Source organism: Aquaspirillum sp. LM1 (assembly GCF_002002905.1).
Lineage (GTDB): Bacteria > Pseudomonadota > Gammaproteobacteria > Burkholderiales > Aquaspirillaceae > Rivihabitans.
In genome coordinates this window covers 1,608,357-1,628,363 of the sequence record NZ_CP019509.1, presented here as the reverse complement: position 1 = coordinate 1,628,363, position 20,007 = coordinate 1,608,357, and the positions used below count along the sequence as shown (strand labels likewise).

Below are 20,007 nucleotides of genomic sequence, written 5' to 3'. Positions count from 1 at the left end.
GGACTGACCCGGCTGGCGGCGCAGGGTTCCGCGCCGGGCATGCTGAATCATTCATTCGTAGCGGTGCTTATTGCGCCAGCGCCTGGGTGCGTGCCACCAGCGCCGCCAGCGTGCGCTGTGCCGCACCGCTGTCGATGGCGTGGCGGGCGGCGTCGATGCCGCTGGCCAGCGTGTCGCTCACCCCGGCCACATAAATGGCCGCGCCAGCATTCAGCAGCACGATATCGCGGCATGCGCCCGGCTCGCCGGCCAGCACTGCCTGCACGCGGGCGGCAGATTCTGCCGCACTGCCGGCTTTCAGGTCGCTGGTCTGGCAGTACAGCAGGCCAAAGTCGCGTGGATCGAGGGTGTATTCCTGGATGCTGCCGTGCTTGAGTTCGGCAATCCGGGTGTTGCCGGTGAGGGTGATTTCATCCAGACCGTCCTCGCCGTGTACCACCATCACATGGCGACTGCCCAGCTGGTGCAGCACCCGCGCCTGAATCCCCACCAAGTCGGGATGGAACACGCCCATTACTTGATTATCCGCGCCAGCCGGATTGGTCAGCGGGCCCAGGATATTGAACAGGGTGCGCACGCCGAGTTCGCGACGCACCGGGGCCACGTGTTTCATCGCGCTGTGGTGGTTGGGGGCAAACATGAAACCCAGGCCAATGTCGTCGATGCACTGGCCAACGGCTTCGGCGCTGAGGTTGAGCTTGACGCCCAGGGTTTCCAGCACGTCGGCACTGCCCGAGCTGGACGACACCGAGCGACCGCCATGCTTGGCCACCCGCGCGCCGGCGGCGGCGGCAACAAAGGCCGACGTGGTGGAAATATTAAAGGTATGCGCGCCATCACCGCCAGTGCCGCAGGTATCCACCAGATACTCGCGCCGGGCCACCGGCACCGGCGTGGCAAATTCGCGCATCACCGTGGCGGCGGCGGCGATTTCCGACACGCTTTCCACTTTTACCCGCAGGCCAATCAGAATGGCGGCAATCTGCGCCGGTGTCAGCTGGCCAGACATGATCTGGCGCATGATGTCCAGCATTTCGTCGTAAAACAGTTCGTTGCCGTCAATCAGGCGGTTCAGGGCAGCTTGGGCAGAAATCATCGGGCAGGCTCGCAATCAGGGCATGAAAAAACCGCCCCGGCGGGGCGGTACAGTAAGGGGGGCTCAGGCGTGGTCGGCCAGAAAATTACGCAGCATGGCGTGGCCGTGTTCGGTGAGGATGGATTCCGGGTGAAACTGCACGCCTTCTACGGCCAGGGTTTTATGCCGCACGCCCATGATCTCGCCATCGTCGGTCCAGGCGGTGATTTCCAGGCAGTCTGGCAGGCTGTCGCGTTCAATCACCAGCGAGTGGTAACGGGTGCAGGTGACCGGGTTGGGCAGGCCACGGAACACGCCTACGTCCAGATGATGAACCGGTGAGGTTTTGCCATGCATCAGCTGCTTGGCGTGGACAATCTTGCCGCCAAATGCCTGGCCAATGCTCTGATGGCCCAGGCATACGCCCAGCAGTGGAATCTGCCCGGCAAAGCGCTCGATGGCGGCCACGGAAATGCCCGCCTCCAGCGGCGAGCACGGCCCCGGCGACACCACCAGATACTGCGGGGCCAGCCGGGCAATGTCATCCAGGCTGATTTCGTCGTTGCGGTGCACCTGCACCTCCTGGCCCAGCTCACCGAAGTACTGCACCAGGTTGTAGGTGAAGGAGTCGTAATTGTCGATCATCAGCAGCATATTCGGTCTATCCTATTGATTCATAAGGGTGCTTTGGCTAGGTTGCCATGTTGTTGTCCGGGGGCTTGTGCGGCTTTTGCTGCCGCGCCTTTCCGGTGCCACCACGCATACGCTGGATTATCCCCCTTTGCCCGCAGGGGCGGCAATAGTGGGTGTGGGTGGCACACAGAGGCAGAATGTCTCACCTCACGCCCGGCATGCAATGCTGCTGGCGGCCTAAAATGCACATTGTTTAAGGATGCACTGAAAAAATCGTCATTCCCGCAAAGGCAGGAATCCAGCGTGTTGATTTTTCTGGGTTTTGCTGCTGGCTAATACGATTTTTCTGAATCAATCAGCGCGACCTTAATTTTGGTCACCTATCAAATGCATGTCATCAAACAAGCTTTAAAAACCAGCTTAAGCCAATGGGTTAATCAATAATTATTTGTCAAATACACTTGACACTAAGAAATATTTAGATTTATCGGTCTGCATTATGTGATATCATAGAATTTAACTATAAATAGTAAAGTAGCACCGTCACCATGCAGACCCGCCGTTTCATCCCTTTGGCCACCAAGCTCAATCTGGCAATCTGCCTGTCACTTGCCATGGTATTTTTTCTGGGCTCCAGCATTGTCATCTGGCACATTACCGACACCCAGCAAGCACACAATCAGGTTCGCGCCCAGAATACCCTGACGCTGGCCACTGGCATGGCGCAAGCCTATCTGCTGACGGAATCGGCTTCAGCCGAAGCCTTGGGCAAGGCATTTGCCCGCAAACTGCAGGGCACGTTCAGCCGTCAGGACAAGCAGAATACCGAGCCCACCCTCCTGCTGAACCACGTGCCACTGAATGGCCATACAGGTTATGTTGACGATTTTGTGCAGGAAACAGGCGCGGTAGCCACTATTTTTGCCCTGCGGGAGAGCAGCCAGGGAAACGACTGGGTCCGGATTGCCACCAGTGTGCGCGATGAAAAAGGCATGCGCGCAGTCGGCACCTTGCTGGCCAGAACACACCCTGCCTATGAAAAGCTAAATCACAATCAATCCTACACCGGCCTTGCCACCCTGTTTGCGCGCGACTACATGACCTGGTATCGCCCCATTCAAGATGCTTCCGGCCAGTTGATTGGCGCGCTTTTTATTGGCAAACCGGCCAAAGCACAACTGGAACCCTTGCAGCATGCCTTGAAAACTTTCCGGACGGGTGAGGATGGCTATCTGTTTATTGCCGCCAATGATCCCAAAAATTTAGGCTATCTGATTGCCCACCCATTCCATACCGGTAAAAAGCTGCAAGACTTGGCCAGTGGCGAAACCCAGGCCATCCTGACCCATGTGCTGCAACAGCCCAGGGGAATCGCGTTTTACGACTGGAAAAACCCTGGCGAGCAAACCGTCAGCCAGCGATTTATCCGCTGCCAGCAGCTGAACACGGTACCTTGGTCTGTGTGCCTGTCTGCTTCATTTGCAGAAGAACAGCAAGATGCCAGGATGCTGGGCTGGGAACTGGCCGGCATGGCGGTGTCTGTGCTGCTGTGCGCCATGGTGCTGATTTATGTGCTGATTCGCCGCCTGATCACTCGCCCGCTCCGCCAGCTGGTGACGGTCAGCCAGGCCTTGGCCAATGGGCGGCTTGACATTGATATCCCCGCCGGCGCTGCAGATGAAACCGGCCAACTGCTGCAGGCCAACCAGCATATGCTGGTGCAAATGCGCCAGAGCATTGGGCCAATTCAAGCCATGGCCATGCAATTGCAGCAGGCTTCTGTGCGCTTGACCGCCCAGTCGGATACCGTGGCCAGTGGCGCGCATCAGCAAAGCCAGGCGGCAGCCAGCATGACAGCTGCGGTGGAAGAGCTGTCCAGCAGTATTGAGCACCTGGCGGAACATGCACAGGATGCCCAGCAGCTGACGCAACAAGCCGACCAAGCCACCCAAACCGGGCGGCAAGTGATTGAAACCACACAAACCAGCATGAGCAGCACTGCCGATACTGTCAATCGTGCGGCAGAGGTGGTGGACTCGCTGGGCCAGCAGGCTCACCAGATTGTTTCCATTGTGGAAGTGATCCAGAGCATTGCCGAACAAACCAATCTGCTGGCGCTGAATGCTGCCATTGAAGCAGCCAGGGCGGGTGAGTCTGGCCGGGGGTTTGCCGTGGTGGCAGACGAAGTGCGCAAGCTGGCGGAACGCACCAGTCAATCCACCGAAGAAGTGGCGCGCATGATTGAACACATTCAGCAAGGCAGCCAGCAGGCCATGGCCGGCATGGCCGACGGGGTGCAGCATGTGGCCGAAGGCAGCAAAGTTGCCGATATTGCCCTGCAGCACATGACCGATATCCGCATGGCGGCACACAGCGTGACCGAAGCAGTGGCCAGCATGGTCAGCACCTTGCATGAACAGGCGCATTCCAGCGCCTCCCTGGCCAATCACATTACCCAGATTGGCGAGCACGCCAGCCAGAATGAACAGCACGCCCAGGCTTCTGCCGCGCTGGCCAACACCCTCAGAAAACTATCTGATGGCCTGCATGATGCCGTGGCGTTTTTCCATCTTGGACAATAGGGCATATTTTACCTGCTCAGGGAATACTGAAAAAATTGTCATTCCCGCAAAAGCGGGAATCCAGGGGGATGATGTTGCTGGATGTTGCTTTTGGCACACACAACTTTTATGAATCAATCAGCGTTGCCCTCAGCCGTATATGCACGACACTCAGTGGAGCTTACCGTATGGAAGACAATAGCCCGGATACTCACCCACAACTTGTCAATATTGGGCGGATTCAGCGCAGCACATGGGAAACCTTGCAGCATATCCATAAAAATGTTGCCATTCTGCTGTCGGTGATTCACCGGATGGAACAGGAGCTTCTCACGCTGACCGGCCATGAAGAAATAGAAAAACTGGTCTCCGGCATGATTCACAAAGCCTATGACATAATGGTGGCATTGGTGGGCCGGCTCTCCAACTCGCAAGCACCGTACTACGCCGTCCCTCTGGTCGAGCATGAGGATTTTTTGAAGGAAGCCGGCAAGCAAATAGCTGAAATTGAGAGGCTGCTGTCACGATATCATATACTCAGCGAACGTATTCAACAGGCCCAGCAGGATCTGTCACATGTCGATAATTTGATCGTGAATGTTGCCGAAAAAATGACGGCACTGGACATTGACGAGAAAGTTTTTTCCCTGAAAAATTCACAAGGCGTCAGTCAACCACTGGTGCGCGCAGCAAATCATATCCTTGATGCCAGCAAAAGCATCAGGATTTATATTGACAGCACTCAGACAATGATTTCTGAAGCCAAAGCCAGGCTGGACCATATCTCAAGATGGCTAAATGCCAGCATCAACGCTTCGCAGGACATGCTATCCGCCCTCCGGGAGGTGGCCAATGCCATCTGTGACATTGAGTACAACACCGATAGCCTGGCAGGATTGACAGCATTTGCCACGCTGCCCTGGCAACAATACGGCAGGGCAGCACCGTAAGGGACGCGCTGACTGATTCAGAAAAATCGTATTTGCCAACCGCAAAATCCAGGAAAATCAATATCCTGGACTCCCGTTCTCGCTAAAATAAAAATGTCTATAGCATTTATTAAGCACATAAGGCTAATTTTCATGAGGCCCTGGACATGCTATTGATTTAAAATAAATAGCTTATATATAACAGCGATTCGCCAAGACGATGTGTGGCCACGGATGCCAACTAAAAACAAAAAATACATTGTGTTTAATAATCAGTCACACGCTGCCCTCACTGGCAAAATTACACCTGAAACACCATGGATAAATCCTCCTTGACTTTTTCCAGCCAGAATGATTTATCTGATGCATTCAGCTTTCCCCAGCATAAAATCCAGTCAGCCAGCTGCTCATCTTCGGCAAAAAAATAGGCGGCAGGCACACCAAGCACAGCCGCCAAGCGGACTATGGTGCCAAAGTCAGGAAAGTGCTTGCCTCGTTCGTATTGGTTGATTCTTGGGCTGGCAGACCGCTCATCAATGCCAGCCAGAACACCTAGGCGCATTTGTGATAGACCACACTGCAAACGACAAGCGCGCAAACGCTGGGCAAAGAGCGTGGAGGAAGGGATTTTTTGGGTGTCGGTCATAAATAGTGACAAGCATCCCGTGTTTTTCGATATTTTTACACTAAAGATTTTTTAGTTTCATAGCATGCTCTACGTCGGTATCTTGGCTGATTCGCATGAAAAATGCCAAAAATGAACTGCTTGCACGCACCTGACACGGGCGTGAAGGATGCCCACTGAGCAATTCAGGAAAACCATGAAGATAAACCTTCCGATTACCCAAACCGAAAAACCTTTCACCCGTGGCACGATTGTCACCAAAACCGACCTCAAAGGCGTGATCACCTACGCCAACGATGCCTTTGTCCAACTGTCCGGTTTTGAGCGCGAAGAACTGCTGGGCAGCAACCAGAACATCGTCCGCCACCCCGACATGCCCCCGGCTGCTTTTGCCGATATGTGGCGCACACTAAAAAACGGCCACACCTGGAAAGGCATGGTCAAAAACCGCTGTAAAAACGGCGACCACTACTGGGTGTCGGCATTTATCGTGCCGGTCAAGCAGCAAGGCCAGATTATTGGCTATATGTCGGTGCGCTCCCCGGCCAGCCGTCAGGACATCGCCCAGGCCGAAGCGCTCTACCAGAAAATTGGCAAGGACGGCCAGCTGCCGGCCAAACGCACCGGGGGGCTATCGACTTTTGCCACCCGGCTAACCACCATGCTGCTATACAACCTGCTGATTGTTCTGGCGGCCTGGCTGGATAGTCCAGCGCTTAAAGTGGCCTGTATTGCCCTGGGCATTGCCATCACCGGCCTGATGGGCTGGCGTGCCTACCGTGGCCGTGCCCGCCAGCAACACATCATCCACACCCTCGACCAGATTGCCGAAGGCCGGCTGACCAGTCAGCTGGACACCGACCGCTTTGACGAAATCGGCCGCATCGAAGCCGGTCTGGCCACCATGCAAGTGCATATCAAGGTGATGATCGACGACCTGTCCAACGCCGCCAGCCTGATGCACACCCACAGCACCGGCCTGCATCAGCTGATGTCACAGCTGATGGAGCGCTTTGCCCAGCAATCGCACGAAGTGGCCGGTGTATCTGGCGCAGTGGAAGAAATGAGCGTCTCGGTCTCACAAGTGGCCGAACACGCCGGCAGCGCCGCCGTGGCTGCCGGCCAGGCCACTGGCGTCGCCCAGGTGGGTGCAGGCCATATGGCGCAGTCGCGCGAGGAAACCCGTGAAGCCGCCCAGAATGTCAGCGCGGCCCAGGCCACCATCCAGGATCTGTATCAGTCGGTGATCAAGATCAGTACCGTCACCGACACCATCCGCGAGATTGCCGACCAGACCAATCTGCTGGCGCTGAACGCCGCGATTGAGGCCGCCCGTGCTGGCGAGCAGGGACGCGGCTTTGCCGTGGTGGCCGACGAAGTGCGCCGGCTGGCCGAGCGCACCGGCCACAGCACCGCCGAAATCAACCAGATTGTTGCCAGCATCCGTGTGGTCACCGACTCGGCTGTCGCCAATATGCGCAAAGTGGGCGACAGTTCGGAGCAAAGCGAAATCCACCTGGCCGACACCGCCCGCAGCCTGGATGACATCCTGCAGGCCAGCCGGGCGGTGGAGCAGATGATGCGTGGCATTGCCGACACCAATGTGCAGCAATCGGCCACCGCCCACGACCTGGCCGAACGCACGATCAATATCAGCACGCGGATTGAGGCATCCACCCAGGAAATTGCCCAGGCCGGCACGCTGATTGCCGAACTGGCCACCAAGGCCGACCAAGTGCAGGGGATGGTCAGACGGTTTGATACCGGGGATCGGCGCGGTTAAGGCCGTTAGTTAAGGACACGCCAGCAGTCATTCATCATGATATAACCGGATCATTGGTGCGGATGCCCGACGTCAGTTTGCTCGCATGTACCCTTGCGTTTCAAGGTGATGGGTGACTCAACCTCTTTCGGTATGAGCCTGGCCTGACTTGTCGTTCCCGCGCAGGCGGGAACCCAGGTCTTGCCACATCGTGCGCCGTGGGGGTTGAGCGTGGCGTGGTGGTCGTGAGAACTCGCACCTGCTGCACGCTGTGGATGCTCCTGGATTCCCGCCTGCGCGGGAATGACGGGGTCGGGGTGCGGCGGGTAGTTCGCTGTGGCTAGGCAAGGCAAGGTTTTGTTTTAGAACAATAAATAGAGATGCCCGGCGTCAGTTTGCTCACATATGCCCTTGCGTTTCAAAGTGATGGGTGACCAGACCTCTTTCGGCATGAGCTCCACCTCACTTGTCGTTCCCGCGCAGGCGGGAACCCAGACCGCGCTACAGCGTGCGCGGTGGGTGTTGAGCGTTGTCGGATAGTCAGCGCGCTGTGGATGCTCCTGGATTCCCGCCTGCGCGGGAATGACGCGGTGGGGTGCGGCGGATGGTTCGCTGTGTCAAATCAAGATGTTTGACATAAATAAAGCAAGACATCCGACGTCGGCTTGCTCGCAGGCACCCTCGTGTTTCAACGTGACTGGCTACTAGGCATCCTCACTGCTGCCCGCCAGCACCTTGCTGACCACGCTGGCGCTGAAACCGCGCGACAGCATAAAGCGATACTGCTTGTTGCGTTCCTGCGGGTTGCTGGGCGGGTGGGCAAACTTGCGCGCCCAGATCACCCTGGCGCGGCTGAGTTCGTCCTGTTCTGGTGTGGCGGCCTGGTGCTCGGCCAGCGCGGCCTGAATCAGCTCGGCAGGAATGCCACGCTGGCGCAAATCCTGCTGCAGGCGCATTGCCCCATGGCGGCGGCCATGCGCCTGAATCCACATCTCGGCAAAACGCTGGTCAGACTGCCAGCCGGTTTCGGCCAGTTCATCCAGCAAGGCGTTCACCGTGTCGCTGAGCGAAGCGGGAATCTCTGCTGCATCAGCATCCGCCTGGGACAGGTCAATGCTTTCGTCGGCGTCCAGGGTATTATCAAGGGCATCCAGTTCGGCGGCGTCGGCGGCGGCTTCAGCGTCTTTGCCCAGCCGGGTGAGTTTGCGCGCCAGTTCGGCGCGGCTGTATTCGCGGCGGGAGAGTAAATCCAGCGCCCGTCGGCGCAAGGTGTCGCTCATCGGGCGTGATCCTTTTGGGTTGGGTAAGCAAGCCAGTCGTGGCCGGTGCCGGGCGGCGGGTCCACGGTACAGCAAAACGCCCACCCCGGCCATGCCGGGTCAGGGCGTGGCCGGGGTGGGCGCGGGAGCGCGTCAGCCGGGGTGGCTTACAGCAGCTTGTCGTCCAGCACCACCGGATCGTCCGGCAGTGCGGCTTCTTTCTTTTCTTCTTCGCTGGGTTCGAACTCGGGCAGGCCGCCCACGCCCACGGCGGCGCGCACCTTGTTTTCGATTTCGTGCGCCAGGCCGGGATTATCCTTCAGGTATTCGCGGACATTGTCCTTGCCCTGGCCGATTTTCTGGCCGTTATAGCTGTACCAGGCACCGGATTTTTCGATGAACTTGTGCGTGACGCCCAGTTCGATCACTTCGCCTTCGCGGCTGATGCCCTCGCCGTAGAGGATGTCGAAATCCGCCTGACGGAACGGCGGGCTGACCTTGTTTTTCACCACTTTCACTCGGGTTTCGTTGCCGATGACTTCGTCGCCCTTCTTGATGCCGCCAATGCGGCGGATGTCCAGACGCACCGAGGCGTAGAACTTCAGCGCATTGCCGCCGGTGGTGGTTTCCGGGCTGCCGAACATCACGCCAATTTTCATGCGGATCTGGTTGATGAAAATCACCAGGGTGTTGGTGCGCTTGATATTGCCGGTCAGCTTGCGCAGCGCCTGGCTCATCAGCCGGGCTTGCAGGCCCACGTGGCTGTCGCCCATTTCGCCTTCGATTTCTGCCTTGGGCACCAGCGCCGCCACCGAGTCGATGACAATCACGTCCACGCCACCCGAGCGCACCAGCATGTCGCAGATTTCCAGTGCCTGTTCGCCGGTGTCCGGCTGCGAGATCAGCAGGTCATCCACCATCACGCCCAGCTTGCGGGCGTACTGCGGATCCAGCGCGTTTTCCGCGTCGATAAAGGCGCAGGTGCCGCCCAGCTTTTGCGCTTCAGCCACCACTTGCAGACACAGCGTGGTCTTGCCCGACGATTCCGGGCCAAAGATTTCCACCACGCGGCCACGCGGCAGACCGCCCACCCCCAGCGCCAGGTCCAGCCCCAGCGAGCCGGTGGAGATCACTTGCAGGTTTTCATTGACCTGCGTTTCGTTCATTTTCATGATCGAACCCTTGCCAAACTGCTTTTCGATTTGCGCAAGGGCGGCGGCCAGTGCTTTGGCCTTGTCGTTGTCTGCCATGGTGTCTCCAGGGAAATGGGATAAAACGCCCGCGTCCAGGCACGGCTCGCGGCAATGCCGGCATTATGGCACACAATTGGCGTGACAGAAACGCGAATTGTGTGACGGGGCGGGTGTGTAGTATGTCGATGTGGCGTTATTTGTCGTGACTGTCCTCCTGCGTGGGTGGCGGCAGCAAGCGCAGACGCCGGCGCGCGCGTGGCGGCAAAGCAGCATCCAGCGCGCTCAGGGTGGTGGCCAAGTCCGGGTCCAGCGTTTGTCGGCGGCGCTCCCGCTGCGCGGCGGGGGTGTCCAGGTCATCCAGCCAGCTGCGCAAGATCTGACGCAAGGCCTCCAGCGAGGAGGCTTGCTCGGCAAACACCACTGGCCATTCGTCCAGCAAATCGCGCTGCACACTGTGTGGCGCCGCCATCTCCACCATGTCGATCCACCACGCACGCAATACGGCCTCGGTGGGCAGCGCCGGGCGTTGCGTCAAACCCAGCAACATGGCTTTGCCCAGGACAAACGCAGCAGCCTCATGTTGCTGATGGGCTGCATCGGCGACTGCATCGGCCAGCTGTTGTGCCGCCTTAACTTCATGGCCGGGGAGATGCGTCAGTTCCGCATCCAGTAATGCCCAGGCTGCGTCCAAGCCGGACAATGAGGCTGTGTGCCGGGCCATCTGGCCGAGGCACCAGCTTGCGCGTTCAAAATCTTGTTGCGCGAGACATTCGGCCAAGGCTTGCTGGTGTAGCGCCATGGCCTGCTCAGGCTGACCCGATTGGCCTAAGCTCCAAGCCATTTTTGCTAAATTCCAGGTGGCAACTTTAGCTTGGCCCGCCTGTTGCGCCAAATCACGCCCCATGGTGTGCGAGGCCAACGCTTCAGCATATCGACCAAGCTCCACCTGCGCCACGCCAAGGCGTTCATACAACATATGGCGAGGTGCCAGTGAAAACTGCGCTTGCCAAGGCAGCAAGGGCTGGCATAGCGCCAACACCTGTTCAGGCGAATAGCGCACATCGTCTTGCATTTTCAACAAGGCACCGCAGCAGATTTCCAGTGCGCCATCGGCCTCAACGGGGTGTTCGGCAGCCAGCCAGGCTAACGCGGCTTCGCTGGCCCAGCGGGCGATAGTCGGCAGTTCTGCCGAGGAAACCATGGCATGTGTGCCTTGTGCTAACAGCTTTTCCACTCCTTCTGTCATGGCTTGTGTGCGAGGATACTGCTCACCGAGGGTTCTGCTTACATACAGCTGGTCGATGGCATCTGGGTATTTTTCCGTCAGCTCAGCAAACTTTTGCTCCCCCGCTTCCAAAACTTTGACCAGTTCGCGCCATTGGTATGCCGTCATGCTGGGCGACAGCATGCTAATCAATACACGAAATTTTTCCGCAAAGCCCAGCGACAGCGACGCCCACACCATGGGTGCCAATTGCTCCCCCGACACCTCCTCCCGGCTGGCCGCCCTGGCCAGGGCATAGGCGCTGTCCATGCTGCGTTTAAAGCTGGCATCATCGGGAAAGCGCCGCAACATTTCCTCAAACTGTGTGCCTTTTGGCGCAGCCAAAATCGCATCCCACGCTGCCCAGTCGCCGCCAGCGGCGCACAGTGAGCGCGGGTTTTGTAGTGAGGTGGGCAGCAAATCCCACAGCACCTGGCGTTCTTTCAGCGCCAGTTCCAGCAGGGTGTGCGCTTCGTGCTCCTGGCCATCGGCAATATAGCGGTTGGCGTATTGCCATTTATCTGGAAACGCCAGGGTGTCGGCCAGCAGTTCGGCCATCAGCGCCAGCTTGCTGCGCTGGCCGGGATGGATATAGCGCATGCGGTAATACTGCACCAGCAGGCGGTCACGCAGCCGGTATTGCTTGGCCTTGGCACCGGGCAGGCGTGATTCGCTGACATAGCCCTGGTCCACCAGCCAGGCAAAAGCGCGCGAGATGTCGTTTTGCCGGGCACCGGTGCGCTCGGCCACTTCGCTTTGCGAGGCCGGCTCGCCGCCGCGAATCAGCGCATCCAGCAGTTTGCGCGATTGGGTGGGCACGGCTTTCAGCAAATCCCGGTAGTAGTCGCTCATTTTTTCAATGGCGGCGTCCAGGTCGAGCGCGCCGGCCAGCGGGTCGTCTTCATCCAGAATAAACCCCGCCAGCACGGCAGCAGCGCGGGCGTTGCCGCCGGTGTAATGGCTATAGGCTTGCAGACGCGCCAGCTGGATGGCGCTGGGCGTTTGCCTGGCGCGGGCGGCGCGGCGGGTCAGATAATCGCGGTGGTCAGCGCCATCCCAGGGCGGGATGGGGTGGTGCTCGAACTGGCGAAACAGGCGCTGGTGGTATTGCTCGTCAAAATGGCCATGCACGGCGGTGGCCACCAGCATGATGCGCGGCTGGTTGCTGAGCAGATGGCGCAGGCGGGCATTATTGGCGTCATCGGCAAAGGCTTGCTCCAACAGCTGGTCAAAGTTTTCTACGCCAATCACCAGCAAGGGCTCGCTGAATGCCGCCAGCAGTGAATCCAGCGCCTGTGTCCAGGCGGCTTCGGGCTGGCTGACTTTCCAGCTGGGCGGCGCGCCGGTGGCCCCTTGTTCAACCGACAGCATGCGTTCGGTTTCCGCCAGAAATTCATGTGCGGCAAAAATATTGCTGTGTTCCTCCGGCAGCAGCACAAAGCGCGCCCGCCCTTCAAAATGCGCGGCAAACTTGGCTTGCAGCAGGCGCAGAAAAAACGATTTTCCTGCCCCCCGGTTGCCGGTCAGCAGCCAGTGGCTCAGTGTGCCGGGTTGCACCAGCCGTTCGTGGATGGCGTCAAGCAGCTGGCGCAGCAGCACGTCGCGCCCGGTGGCCAGTTGTAAAATGGCTTCGTCGCGCATGCCGCGTGGGTCAAACCAGCGCACATCATGGACGCCGCTCATGCCATGCCCCGCTGGCCGCGCCACCACTGGCGAATCAGGTTCAGGCTAAAGCACCAGTTAAACCCTTCGCCTTCAATCAAAAAATTATCGTATTGCAGCTTGAGCAGCACCCGTTGGTAATCCTCCGGCAGGGCGCGGCCATCAATCGCCGCACCAGCGGCATCGGCCTGGGCAATGCGGTCCAGAATGGCGTGGGCAGTGGGCAATTCGCCAGACAGGTAGTTTTTGTTCAGGCGCTCGTCAAATTGCTGTAAAAACGCGCGGCGAATGGCTGGCAAAATATCGTTGCTCAAGGCATGCCGGCAGGCGTTGGCGTCTTTGCAGGAGAATAAATAAGGCTCCGCAATGCGCAGAAACTCTGGTACATAGTCTGGCAGGCCGTCCAGAATGTGTTCCAAGTGCTCTGCCGCCGGGCGGCTGCGGAGTTTTTCCGTCAGATATTGCTGGGCTTCCTCACGGCTGAATGGCGGGATATTCTGGCGCGCCAGCCCACCCAGCACGGTGTGCGGGATGCCGTGCAGGCTGAGCAGGTTTTCAAAGCTGATTGAGCCGGCAATGATAAAGCGCAAGCCGGCGTCGCGCAGTTTACGCAGGCTGGCCAGCATCAGAATCAGCTCATTGGCGCTGACGTGTTCGCGCAGCAAATTTTCCAGCATGAACGGCAATTCATCTATGCCAACCACCGGCAAAGCGTCTGGTGATTGCCCGGCTAGGGTGGCGGCAATCTGTTCAGATAGCGCTTGCCAGTGGCGCACCAAATGGGCGTCTTCTGGCGGCGGCACCAGCTCGACATCCACCAGCTCCGCCACGCTGACGCTGCGGATTTGCCTGCGCACCCAAAGGCACAATGCATTGGGTAGCTGCATGGCCTGGGCCAGGGCCTGGCCAAGCTGCTCGCCAATATCACGGGGCAAGGCACCGAGCACGGCCTTGAGCAAGTCCTGGTAGAACTTGGCCAGATTGTTTTGATCCTGCACATCCAGGTGGGCAATGGCCTGGCCAGCTTGGGCATAGCGCCACAACGCCGCCTTGAGCACTTCGCTTTTGCCAGTGCGGCGGATGCCAGTCAGCAGCACGCTTTGGCCGTCTGACCAGCAATAGTGAATCTGGTCAATTTCTTTATCCCGAAAACGGAACTTCGGGTTGTGCAGCAGATGGGCGTGCGGAGCAAGAACTGTCATGCTTGACCTTGTTCATATGAATTTAAATTCATATGAATGATGGTATATTCTTCCGGCGATGGCAAGCAGGCAATCCGCTGTGGCCAATCCTGTACCATGGTGTTGGCCATCCCCCGTCCGTCCCCGCACAAGCGCCGGGATTCTGGCTGGTGTGCAGACAACGGTTTTTTCCGCATTTCCCAAGGCGGTTTGCCTGCCCCCGCTTGAATTTCCCCCGGTTGCGCCGATGTTCAGGTGTGCTTGGCCATCTTAATTTTTCAGGAACTCCCCATGCTTAACGACCGCGCCCAGCGCCTGCTGAAAATTCTGGTGGAACGCTATATTGCCGATGGTCAGCCGGTGGGCTCGCGCACGCTGTCGATGCACGCCGGGCTGGACTTGTCCAGCGCGTCGATCCGCAATGTGATGGTGGATCTGGAAAACATGGGGCTGGTGTGCAGCCCGCATACCTCGGCGGGCCGGGTGCCCACGGCGCGGGGGTATCGGGTGTTTGTTGACAATCTGCTCACCATCCAGCCGCTGGAGCACGCCGCACGCCTGCAGCTGGAAACCGAGCTGCACCCGGACAGCCCGCAGCGGATTGTCAGCGCCGCTTCGCAACTGCTGGCCGACCTGACCCGCTTTGCCGGGGTGGTGGCCACGCCGGAGCGCGCCAGTACCACGTTTCGCCAGGTGGAGTTTCTGCGCCTGTCGGAAAAGCGCGTGCTGCTGATTTTTGTTACCGCCGACGGTGATGTGCAAAACCACTTGCTGCTGACCGAGCGCGATTACACCATCAGCGAGCTGGCCGAAGCCGCGCTGTTTCTGAATCGGCACGGTGCCGGGCGCAGCCTGGAAGCGGTGGCGCGCGAGGTGGAAACCGAGCTGCATTATCTGCAGGGACATATTGCCAATTTGATGGGGGCGGCCATTGTGGCCGGGCAAAGCACGCTGGGTTTGCAGCAGTCGGTGATGGTCACTGGCGAAAAAAACCTGCTCAATAGTGACGACCTGTCGGCCAATCTGGCCAATTTGCGCCAATTATTTGATTTGTTCGAGCATAAAACCGAATTGCTGCAATTACTCAATCTCAGCCGCGAAGCGCATGGCGTGCATATTTTCATTGGCGAGGAATCCGGCCTGAATACGCTGGATGGCTGTTCGGTGATTACTGCGCCTTACCGGATGAATGGCCAGGTGGTGGGCACGCTGGGGGTGGTAGGCCCTACGCGGATGGCGTATGAAAGGGTGATTCCCATTGTGGACATTACCGCCCGGCTGGTGTCGTCGGCCTTGTCTTACCCGATGGAAGCCTGAACGGGCGGGGCTTGCCGGCCATTGTGGCAATTTGGCGCGGGAGGATGTCGCGATTGCGTTGCTGTATGACGCAAATTCGCTGGGAATATCACTTTGATGATGTAAAAAAACAACATTTGCTGCAATGCCGCGCAAAAATGCAACAAAACTTTGCCGCCCTCCTCGTCAAGCTCTGTTAGCATCCGCCATGGATTTGTAAAGAAACCGCATATTCAAAGCGGCACAGTCCATCACGACAACCCTGTGGAGCTGAAACCCTATGAACAAGAAACTGCTTGCTGCTGCCCTGTCTGCTGCCTTTGTTGCCCCGGCTGCCTTTGCTGATGTGACCACCTACGGCGTGATCAATTCCTCCGTCGAATTCGCCAAGGCCACTGGCGCCACCAACTCCGCGCTGGACGTGAAGTCGGTCAACCGCGTGACCGCCAACAACTCCCGCATCGGCTTCAAGGGCTGGGAAGATCTGGGCAACGGCCTGAAGGCTATCTGGCAAGTCGAACAAAACGTTGACATCGACACCGGCAACTCCAGCACCAGCTGGGCCAACCGCAACAGCTTCATCGGCCTGCAAGGCGACTTTGGCCGCGTGCTGCTGGGCAAGCATGACAGCGCTTACAAGACCCTGACCATCGGTCTGGGTACCAACGTTCTGCCGGACACCTCGGCTGATACCTGCAACGGCCCGGCCATCTTCTGCCGTGGCGATAGCCGCATGAGCAACAGCGTACACTACTACAGCAACGTGGTGGGCGGCTTCAGCGCTGGCGTGTCGTACGGCACTGACGAAACCCGCGCTACCGTGGGCGGCAACCGTGCCAATGCCTACGTGCTGTCGCTGGGTGGCAAGTACGTCGTGGGTGGCCTGTCTGTGGCTGCCGGTTACGAAAACCGCAATGACGCCGCTGGTGGCGTGAGCTTGGATACCGAGTTCTACAAGCTGGTTGCTGCCTACAAGCTGGGCGACACCACCCTGGGCGCTGGCTACGAACGTAGCGACATGGATGTGGCTGGCAAGTCTTCCAAGAAGCAAGACGGCTACACCCTGGCTGTGAGCCAAAAGCTGGGTGCATTTGGCGTGGGTGCTTCCTACAGCTGGCTGGGCAAGGAAAAGAACGGTACCGAAGCTGACGGCAAGGCCAAGCAATGGGTGCTGGCTGGTACCTACGACCTGTCCAAGCGTACCCAAGTGCAAGCTTACGCAACCAAGCTGAGCAACAACAAGTCGGCTACCCGCAACTTCGGCATCAACCAGCTGACCGGTGTGGCTGCTGGCTCCGACCCGCAAGCCATTGGCGTGGGCATCCGTCACCAGTTCTAATCGTTTCCTGACGATTTGACTGTGGCTGAAACGGGCGTCTTCGGACGCCCGTTTTGCATTTACCCGTCGCCCTGATCTTCGCGCTGTGCTTTCCTCACGCACAATTGTCAGCTTCATGACAGCCTGCCAAAGCCATTTTCCTGTTAAAACATTCACTTGCTGACTGGCGCGAGATTTGCTGTGCAGCAGCATCGTCATGTTCAACAGGAATGCCATCATGCCCAAGCCGCAAAAACATGTTCTGGTCTGTGTTCAGGGCCGCCCACCCGGCCATCCGCGCGGCTCCTGCCAATCCAAAGGCTGTAACGAGGTGTTTCAGGCGTTTTCCAACGAATTTCAGCAACGCAATTTGTGGGCGCAGTTTCTGCTGACCAATACCGGCTGTCTGGGGCCTTGCCATCTGGGGCCAACGGTGATTGTCTACCCGGAAGGAGTGATGTACACCGGGGTCAAGCCAGAAGATGTGGGTGTGATCATTGACGAACATTTGATGTTTGACCAACCGGTCGAGCGCCTGCGCGCGCCGGCTGATGTCTGGAGCTGAAACCATGAGCGCCACCTCTTCTCACTATGAAATCGGTGAACTGGTATTCTGCTGCACCGAAGATCTGCTCAACGATGGCGGCATGCCCGATGCCGATGAAGACGCCGTGCTGGTTGCGCTGGGCAGCCGTGGCATGGTGGTGCAAACCGGCTATCTGGAAGCCGACGAACAGCAAATGATTTATCTGGTGCGTTTTGAAGACGCCAACGGCGAACTGGGCCAGCCGATTGGCTGCCTGCCAGAAGAGCTGACCCAGGAACAGCCCATCAGCAGCTGATTGTCACCGACTGCCTGCGCCATCCCTGCTCCAGCAGAAGGGCCGTGGTGCAGGCAATCACGGTGGTTGACCCATTTTTTGCCGGTCTCTGCCGTTTTTTTACCACTTTTGGCCAGATTGATCGGCCAATCTGCAACTAAAACGCCACACGTCACATTTTCACCACAGTCTCGTCATGTTTGCTCCGTAAGCTGGCGGCAGTTTGTCTGATGACACACGCCATGTGAACCTTCCCCCTCGGAGCAAATACTCATGAACCGCAAAATGCTTGCCGTTGCGCTGAGCGCAGCTTGTGTTTCCCCGCTGGCCCTGGCCGACGCCACCATTTACGGCACGCTGAATACCTCGCTGGAATCGGTGAAAGCCACTGGTGCCGCCAATTCGGCCAACGATGTCAAATCCACCAGCCGGGTGAGCAGCAATACCTCGAAAATCGGCTTCAAAGGCAATGAAAACCTGGGCAATGGCCTGAAGGCCATCTGGCAAGTGGAGCAGGAAATCTCCATCGACGACGGTGGCACGCGCAAAGGCACCTGGGCTGGTCGTAACAGCTTTGTTGGCCTGGACGGCAGCTTTGGTCAGGTGATGCTGGGCAACTACGACAGCGCCTACAAGATGGTGAAATACCTGGTACCGCTGGAAGACGGCGTGGCCGACTTCACTGGCAAGGATGGCATCATCAACCGTGGCAGCAACCGCCTGAAAAACAGCCTGCAATACCGCAGCCCGAATTTCAGCGGCTTTAGCCTGGGCGCTTCCTACGGCACCGATGAATCGCGCGTGACCCTGGCCAATACCGAACGCACCAACGCCCAAGTCTGGGCACTGGCTGCCCAGTACAGCGCCAATGGCCTGACCGTTGGCGGCGCATTTGAACGCCGTGACGACACCGGTGCCGTGGCCGGCGGCAGCAAGACCACCAACAACCAGGATTTCTGGAAAGCCGTGGCGCGCTACAAGTTTGCCGACACCGAGCTGGGCCTGGGCTACGAATATGAAAACCAGGACCGCGTGACCGGCGCAGACCAGAAGCAAGGTGCCTGGATGGCCGCCGTGACCCAGCGCTTTGGCAACTTCGGTCTGGGCCTGGCCTACGTCAGCCTGGGCAAGCGCAAGGGCGCAGGCAGTGGCGCGGTCAAGGATGAAGACTACAAAGCCAACCAATGGGCGCTGTCGGGCACTTACGACCTGTCCAAGCGCACCCAGGCTTATGCCTTCTACACCCGCATCGACAACAAAAATGCTGCCAAGATCAACTTTGACAGCAACGGGATTTCCGGCATTGCCGCAGGTTCCAATCCCACCGGCTTTGGCGTTGGCTTGAGCCACAAGTTCTAAGCCAGGCCAGTTTTGGGCGCGTGACGGGGCTGCCGGCCAGGCAGCAGACCAAACGCGCCAGGCAGCTTTCAGGTTTCAGTGATTGAACAGGGCCACCACCGGGCCCTGTTTTTTTTGCTAAGATGGTAAATTCTTTCGATTTCCCGTGTTCGTTCTCAATGCCTATTCAGATCAAAAACGCCGACGATATTGCCAAAATGCGCGTGGCCTGCCGGCTGGCCAGTGAAGTGCTCGACTACATCACCCCGTATGTGCAACCCGGCGTCACCACCGAAAAACTCGACCAGCTGTGCCATGACTACATGGTGCATCAGCAGGGCTGCATCCCGGCACCGCTGAACTACGCCCCCGACGGCCATGCCCCTTACCCGAAGTCGATCTGCACCTCGGTCAACCAGGTCATCTGCCATGGCGTGCCGTGCGACAAGGCGCTGAAAAAAGGCGACATCGTCAACCTGGACATCACCGTGATCAAGGACGGCTTTCACGGCGACACCAGCCGCACCTTTCTGGTGGGAGAAACCACCGCACAGGCACAGCGGCTGGTGCGCATCACCCACGAATGCCTGTGGATTGGCATTGACCAGGTCAAGCCCGGCGGACACCTGGGCGATATCGGTGCCGCCATCCAGAAATACGCCGAAGCCTGCGGTTACAGCGTGGTGCAGGAATTTTGCGGCCACGGCATTGGCCGGGGCTTTCATGAAGAACCGCAAGTGCTGCACTATGGCCGTGCCGGCACCGGGGTGGAGCTGGAACCAGGCATGATTTTCACCATCGAACCGATGATCAATGCCGGCAAGCGCCACCTGAAAATCCTCAACGACGGCTGGACGGTGGTCACCAAAGACCGCAGCCTGTCGGCGCAGTGGGAACACACCATTCTGGTCACCGAAACCGGCCACGACGTGCTCACCCTGTCCGCCGCCACGCCCGCGCGCCCAGGACGCGAGTAAAGCGTGTGAGCGCAGATGCGCAAGCCGCGCAAACAGTACGCCCCAGCAAAAAACCCCGGCCCGTGCGTCATCTCGCACCGGTCGGGGTTTTTTTGCATCAGCCCGCGCGCGCT

At 58.5% G+C, this 20,007-nt stretch carries 16 protein-coding genes; 9 read left to right on the top strand and 7 right to left on the bottom strand.

What is annotated here, in order from left to right:
• Positions 1 to 67 precede the first annotated feature (67 nt).
• Positions 68 to 1,096: an anthranilate phosphoribosyltransferase gene (gene trpD, locus BXU06_RS06980; RefSeq protein WP_077298111.1), complete on the bottom strand. Its 1,029-nt coding sequence runs from the start codon at positions 1,094 to 1,096 to the stop codon at positions 68 to 70.
• Positions 1,097 to 1,159: 63 nt separating this feature from the next.
• Positions 1,160 to 1,729 (bottom strand): aminodeoxychorismate/anthranilate synthase component II, encoded by a 570-nt coding sequence (locus BXU06_RS06975; protein WP_077298109.1) that lies wholly within the window; start codon positions 1,727 to 1,729, stop codon positions 1,160 to 1,162.
• A 527-nt stretch (positions 1,730 to 2,256) separates the two neighbouring features.
• Between BXU06_RS06975 and BXU06_RS06970 the strand changes: the two genes are divergently transcribed.
• Both BXU06_RS06970 and BXU06_RS06965 read left to right on the top strand, forming a co-directional pair.
• The gene (locus tag BXU06_RS06970; RefSeq protein WP_077298107.1) at positions 2,257 to 4,290 is read left to right on the top strand and encodes a Cache 3/Cache 2 fusion domain-containing protein; all 2,034 of its coding nucleotides are present in this window, start codon (positions 2,257 to 2,259) and stop codon (positions 4,288 to 4,290) included.
• Between the two features lie 68 nt (positions 4,291 to 4,358).
• Positions 4,359 to 5,219 (top strand): hypothetical protein, encoded by an 861-nt coding sequence (locus BXU06_RS06965; RefSeq protein ID WP_150125140.1) that lies wholly within the window; start codon positions 4,359 to 4,361, stop codon positions 5,217 to 5,219.
• A 280-nt stretch (positions 5,220 to 5,499) separates the two neighbouring features.
• Here BXU06_RS06965 and BXU06_RS06960 read toward each other — a convergent pair whose 3' ends face one another.
• On the bottom strand, positions 5,500 to 5,844 hold the full coding sequence (locus tag BXU06_RS06960; protein WP_077298103.1) for a helix-turn-helix domain-containing protein: 345 nt from the start codon (positions 5,842 to 5,844) through the stop codon (positions 5,500 to 5,502).
• A 175-nt stretch (positions 5,845 to 6,019) separates the two neighbouring features.
• Here BXU06_RS06960 and BXU06_RS06955 point away from each other — a divergent pair, with 175 nt between their 5' ends.
• Complete coding sequence (locus tag BXU06_RS06955) at positions 6,020 to 7,606, top strand: PAS domain-containing methyl-accepting chemotaxis protein (protein ID WP_171982141.1); 1,587 nt, start codon at positions 6,020 to 6,022, stop codon at positions 7,604 to 7,606.
• A 683-nt stretch (positions 7,607 to 8,289) separates the two neighbouring features.
• On the opposite strand, the gene BXU06_RS06950 is transcribed toward BXU06_RS06955, so the two are convergent.
• The 4 genes from BXU06_RS06950 to BXU06_RS06935 form a co-directional block, all read right to left on the bottom strand.
• Complete coding sequence (locus BXU06_RS06950) at positions 8,290 to 8,865, bottom strand: regulatory protein RecX (protein WP_150125139.1); 576 nt, start codon at positions 8,863 to 8,865, stop codon at positions 8,290 to 8,292.
• Between the two features lie 146 nt (positions 8,866 to 9,011).
• Positions 9,012 to 10,094 (bottom strand): recombinase RecA, encoded by a 1,083-nt coding sequence (gene recA / locus BXU06_RS06945; RefSeq protein ID WP_077298096.1) that lies wholly within the window; start codon positions 10,092 to 10,094, stop codon positions 9,012 to 9,014.
• Positions 10,095 to 10,230: 136 nt separating this feature from the next.
• Positions 10,231 to 12,984, bottom strand: a complete 2,754-nt coding sequence (locus BXU06_RS06940; protein ID WP_077298094.1) for a tetratricopeptide repeat protein — start codon at positions 12,982 to 12,984, stop codon at positions 10,231 to 10,233.
• Positions 12,981 to 14,165, bottom strand: coding sequence for a hypothetical protein (locus BXU06_RS06935; RefSeq protein ID WP_077298092.1), 1,185 nt, complete (start codon positions 14,163 to 14,165; stop codon positions 12,981 to 12,983). The genes BXU06_RS06940 and BXU06_RS06935 overlap by 4 nt, the downstream gene beginning before the upstream one ends.
• Positions 14,166 to 14,435: 270 nt before the next feature.
• Here BXU06_RS06935 and hrcA point away from each other — a divergent pair, with 270 nt between their 5' ends.
• The 6 genes from hrcA (at position 14,436) to map (ending at position 19,894) form a co-directional block, all read left to right on the top strand.
• A complete protein-coding gene (gene hrcA / locus BXU06_RS06930; RefSeq protein WP_077298090.1) occupies positions 14,436 to 15,461 on the top strand; it encodes a heat-inducible transcriptional repressor HrcA in 1,026 nt (341 codons plus the stop codon).
• 259 nt (positions 15,462 to 15,720) lie between these two features.
• A complete protein-coding gene (locus tag BXU06_RS06925; protein WP_077298088.1) occupies positions 15,721 to 16,779 on the top strand; it encodes a porin in 1,059 nt (352 codons plus the stop codon).
• Positions 16,780 to 16,996: 217 nt separating this feature from the next.
• Positions 16,997 to 17,323: a ferredoxin gene (locus BXU06_RS06920; protein ID WP_077298086.1), complete on the top strand. Its 327-nt coding sequence runs from the start codon at positions 16,997 to 16,999 to the stop codon at positions 17,321 to 17,323.
• Positions 17,324 to 17,327: 4 nt separating this feature from the next.
• Complete coding sequence (locus BXU06_RS06915) at positions 17,328 to 17,600, top strand: nitrogen fixation protein NifZ (protein WP_077298084.1); 273 nt, start codon at positions 17,328 to 17,330, stop codon at positions 17,598 to 17,600.
• 252 nt (positions 17,601 to 17,852) lie between these two features.
• Positions 17,853 to 18,938: a porin gene (locus BXU06_RS06910; protein WP_077298082.1), complete on the top strand. Its 1,086-nt coding sequence runs from the start codon at positions 17,853 to 17,855 to the stop codon at positions 18,936 to 18,938.
• 158 nt (positions 18,939 to 19,096) lie between these two features.
• Complete coding sequence (gene map, locus BXU06_RS06905; RefSeq protein WP_077298080.1) at positions 19,097 to 19,894, top strand: type I methionyl aminopeptidase; 798 nt, start codon at positions 19,097 to 19,099, stop codon at positions 19,892 to 19,894.
• Positions 19,895 to 20,007: the final 113 nt, after the last annotated feature.

Excerpts from the sequence above, each read along its gene's own strand:
- trpD (WP_077298111.1), bottom strand. The coding sequence starts at position 1,096 with ATGATTTCTGCCCAAGCTGCCCTGAACCGCCTGATTGACGGCAACGAA.
- BXU06_RS06975 (WP_077298109.1), bottom strand. The coding sequence starts at position 1,729 with ATGCTGCTGATGATCGACAATTACGACTCCTTCACCTACAACCTGGTG.
- BXU06_RS06970 (WP_077298107.1), top strand. The coding sequence starts at position 2,257 with ATGCAGACCCGCCGTTTCATCCCTTTGGCCACCAAGCTCAATCTGGCA.
- BXU06_RS06965 (WP_150125140.1), top strand. The coding sequence starts at position 4,359 with ATGATGTTGCTGGATGTTGCTTTTGGCACACACAACTTTTATGAATCA.
- BXU06_RS06960 (WP_077298103.1), bottom strand. The coding sequence starts at position 5,844 with ATGACCGACACCCAAAAAATCCCTTCCTCCACGCTCTTTGCCCAGCGT.
- BXU06_RS06955 (WP_171982141.1), top strand. The coding sequence starts at position 6,020 with ATGAAGATAAACCTTCCGATTACCCAAACCGAAAAACCTTTCACCCGT.
- BXU06_RS06950 (WP_150125139.1), bottom strand. The coding sequence starts at position 8,865 with ATGAGCGACACCTTGCGCCGACGGGCGCTGGATTTACTCTCCCGCCGC.
- recA (WP_077298096.1), bottom strand. The coding sequence starts at position 10,094 with ATGGCAGACAACGACAAGGCCAAAGCACTGGCCGCCGCCCTTGCGCAA.
- BXU06_RS06940 (WP_077298094.1), bottom strand. The coding sequence starts at position 12,984 with ATGAGCGGCGTCCATGATGTGCGCTGGTTTGACCCACGCGGCATGCGC.
- BXU06_RS06935 (WP_077298092.1), bottom strand. The coding sequence starts at position 14,165 with ATGACAGTTCTTGCTCCGCACGCCCATCTGCTGCACAACCCGAAGTTC.
- hrcA (WP_077298090.1), top strand. The coding sequence starts at position 14,436 with ATGCTTAACGACCGCGCCCAGCGCCTGCTGAAAATTCTGGTGGAACGC.
- BXU06_RS06925 (WP_077298088.1), top strand. The coding sequence starts at position 15,721 with ATGAACAAGAAACTGCTTGCTGCTGCCCTGTCTGCTGCCTTTGTTGCC.
- BXU06_RS06920 (WP_077298086.1), top strand. The coding sequence starts at position 16,997 with ATGCCCAAGCCGCAAAAACATGTTCTGGTCTGTGTTCAGGGCCGCCCA.
- BXU06_RS06915 (WP_077298084.1), top strand. The coding sequence starts at position 17,328 with ATGAGCGCCACCTCTTCTCACTATGAAATCGGTGAACTGGTATTCTGC.
- BXU06_RS06910 (WP_077298082.1), top strand. The coding sequence starts at position 17,853 with ATGAACCGCAAAATGCTTGCCGTTGCGCTGAGCGCAGCTTGTGTTTCC.
- map (WP_077298080.1), top strand. The coding sequence starts at position 19,097 with ATGCCTATTCAGATCAAAAACGCCGACGATATTGCCAAAATGCGCGTG.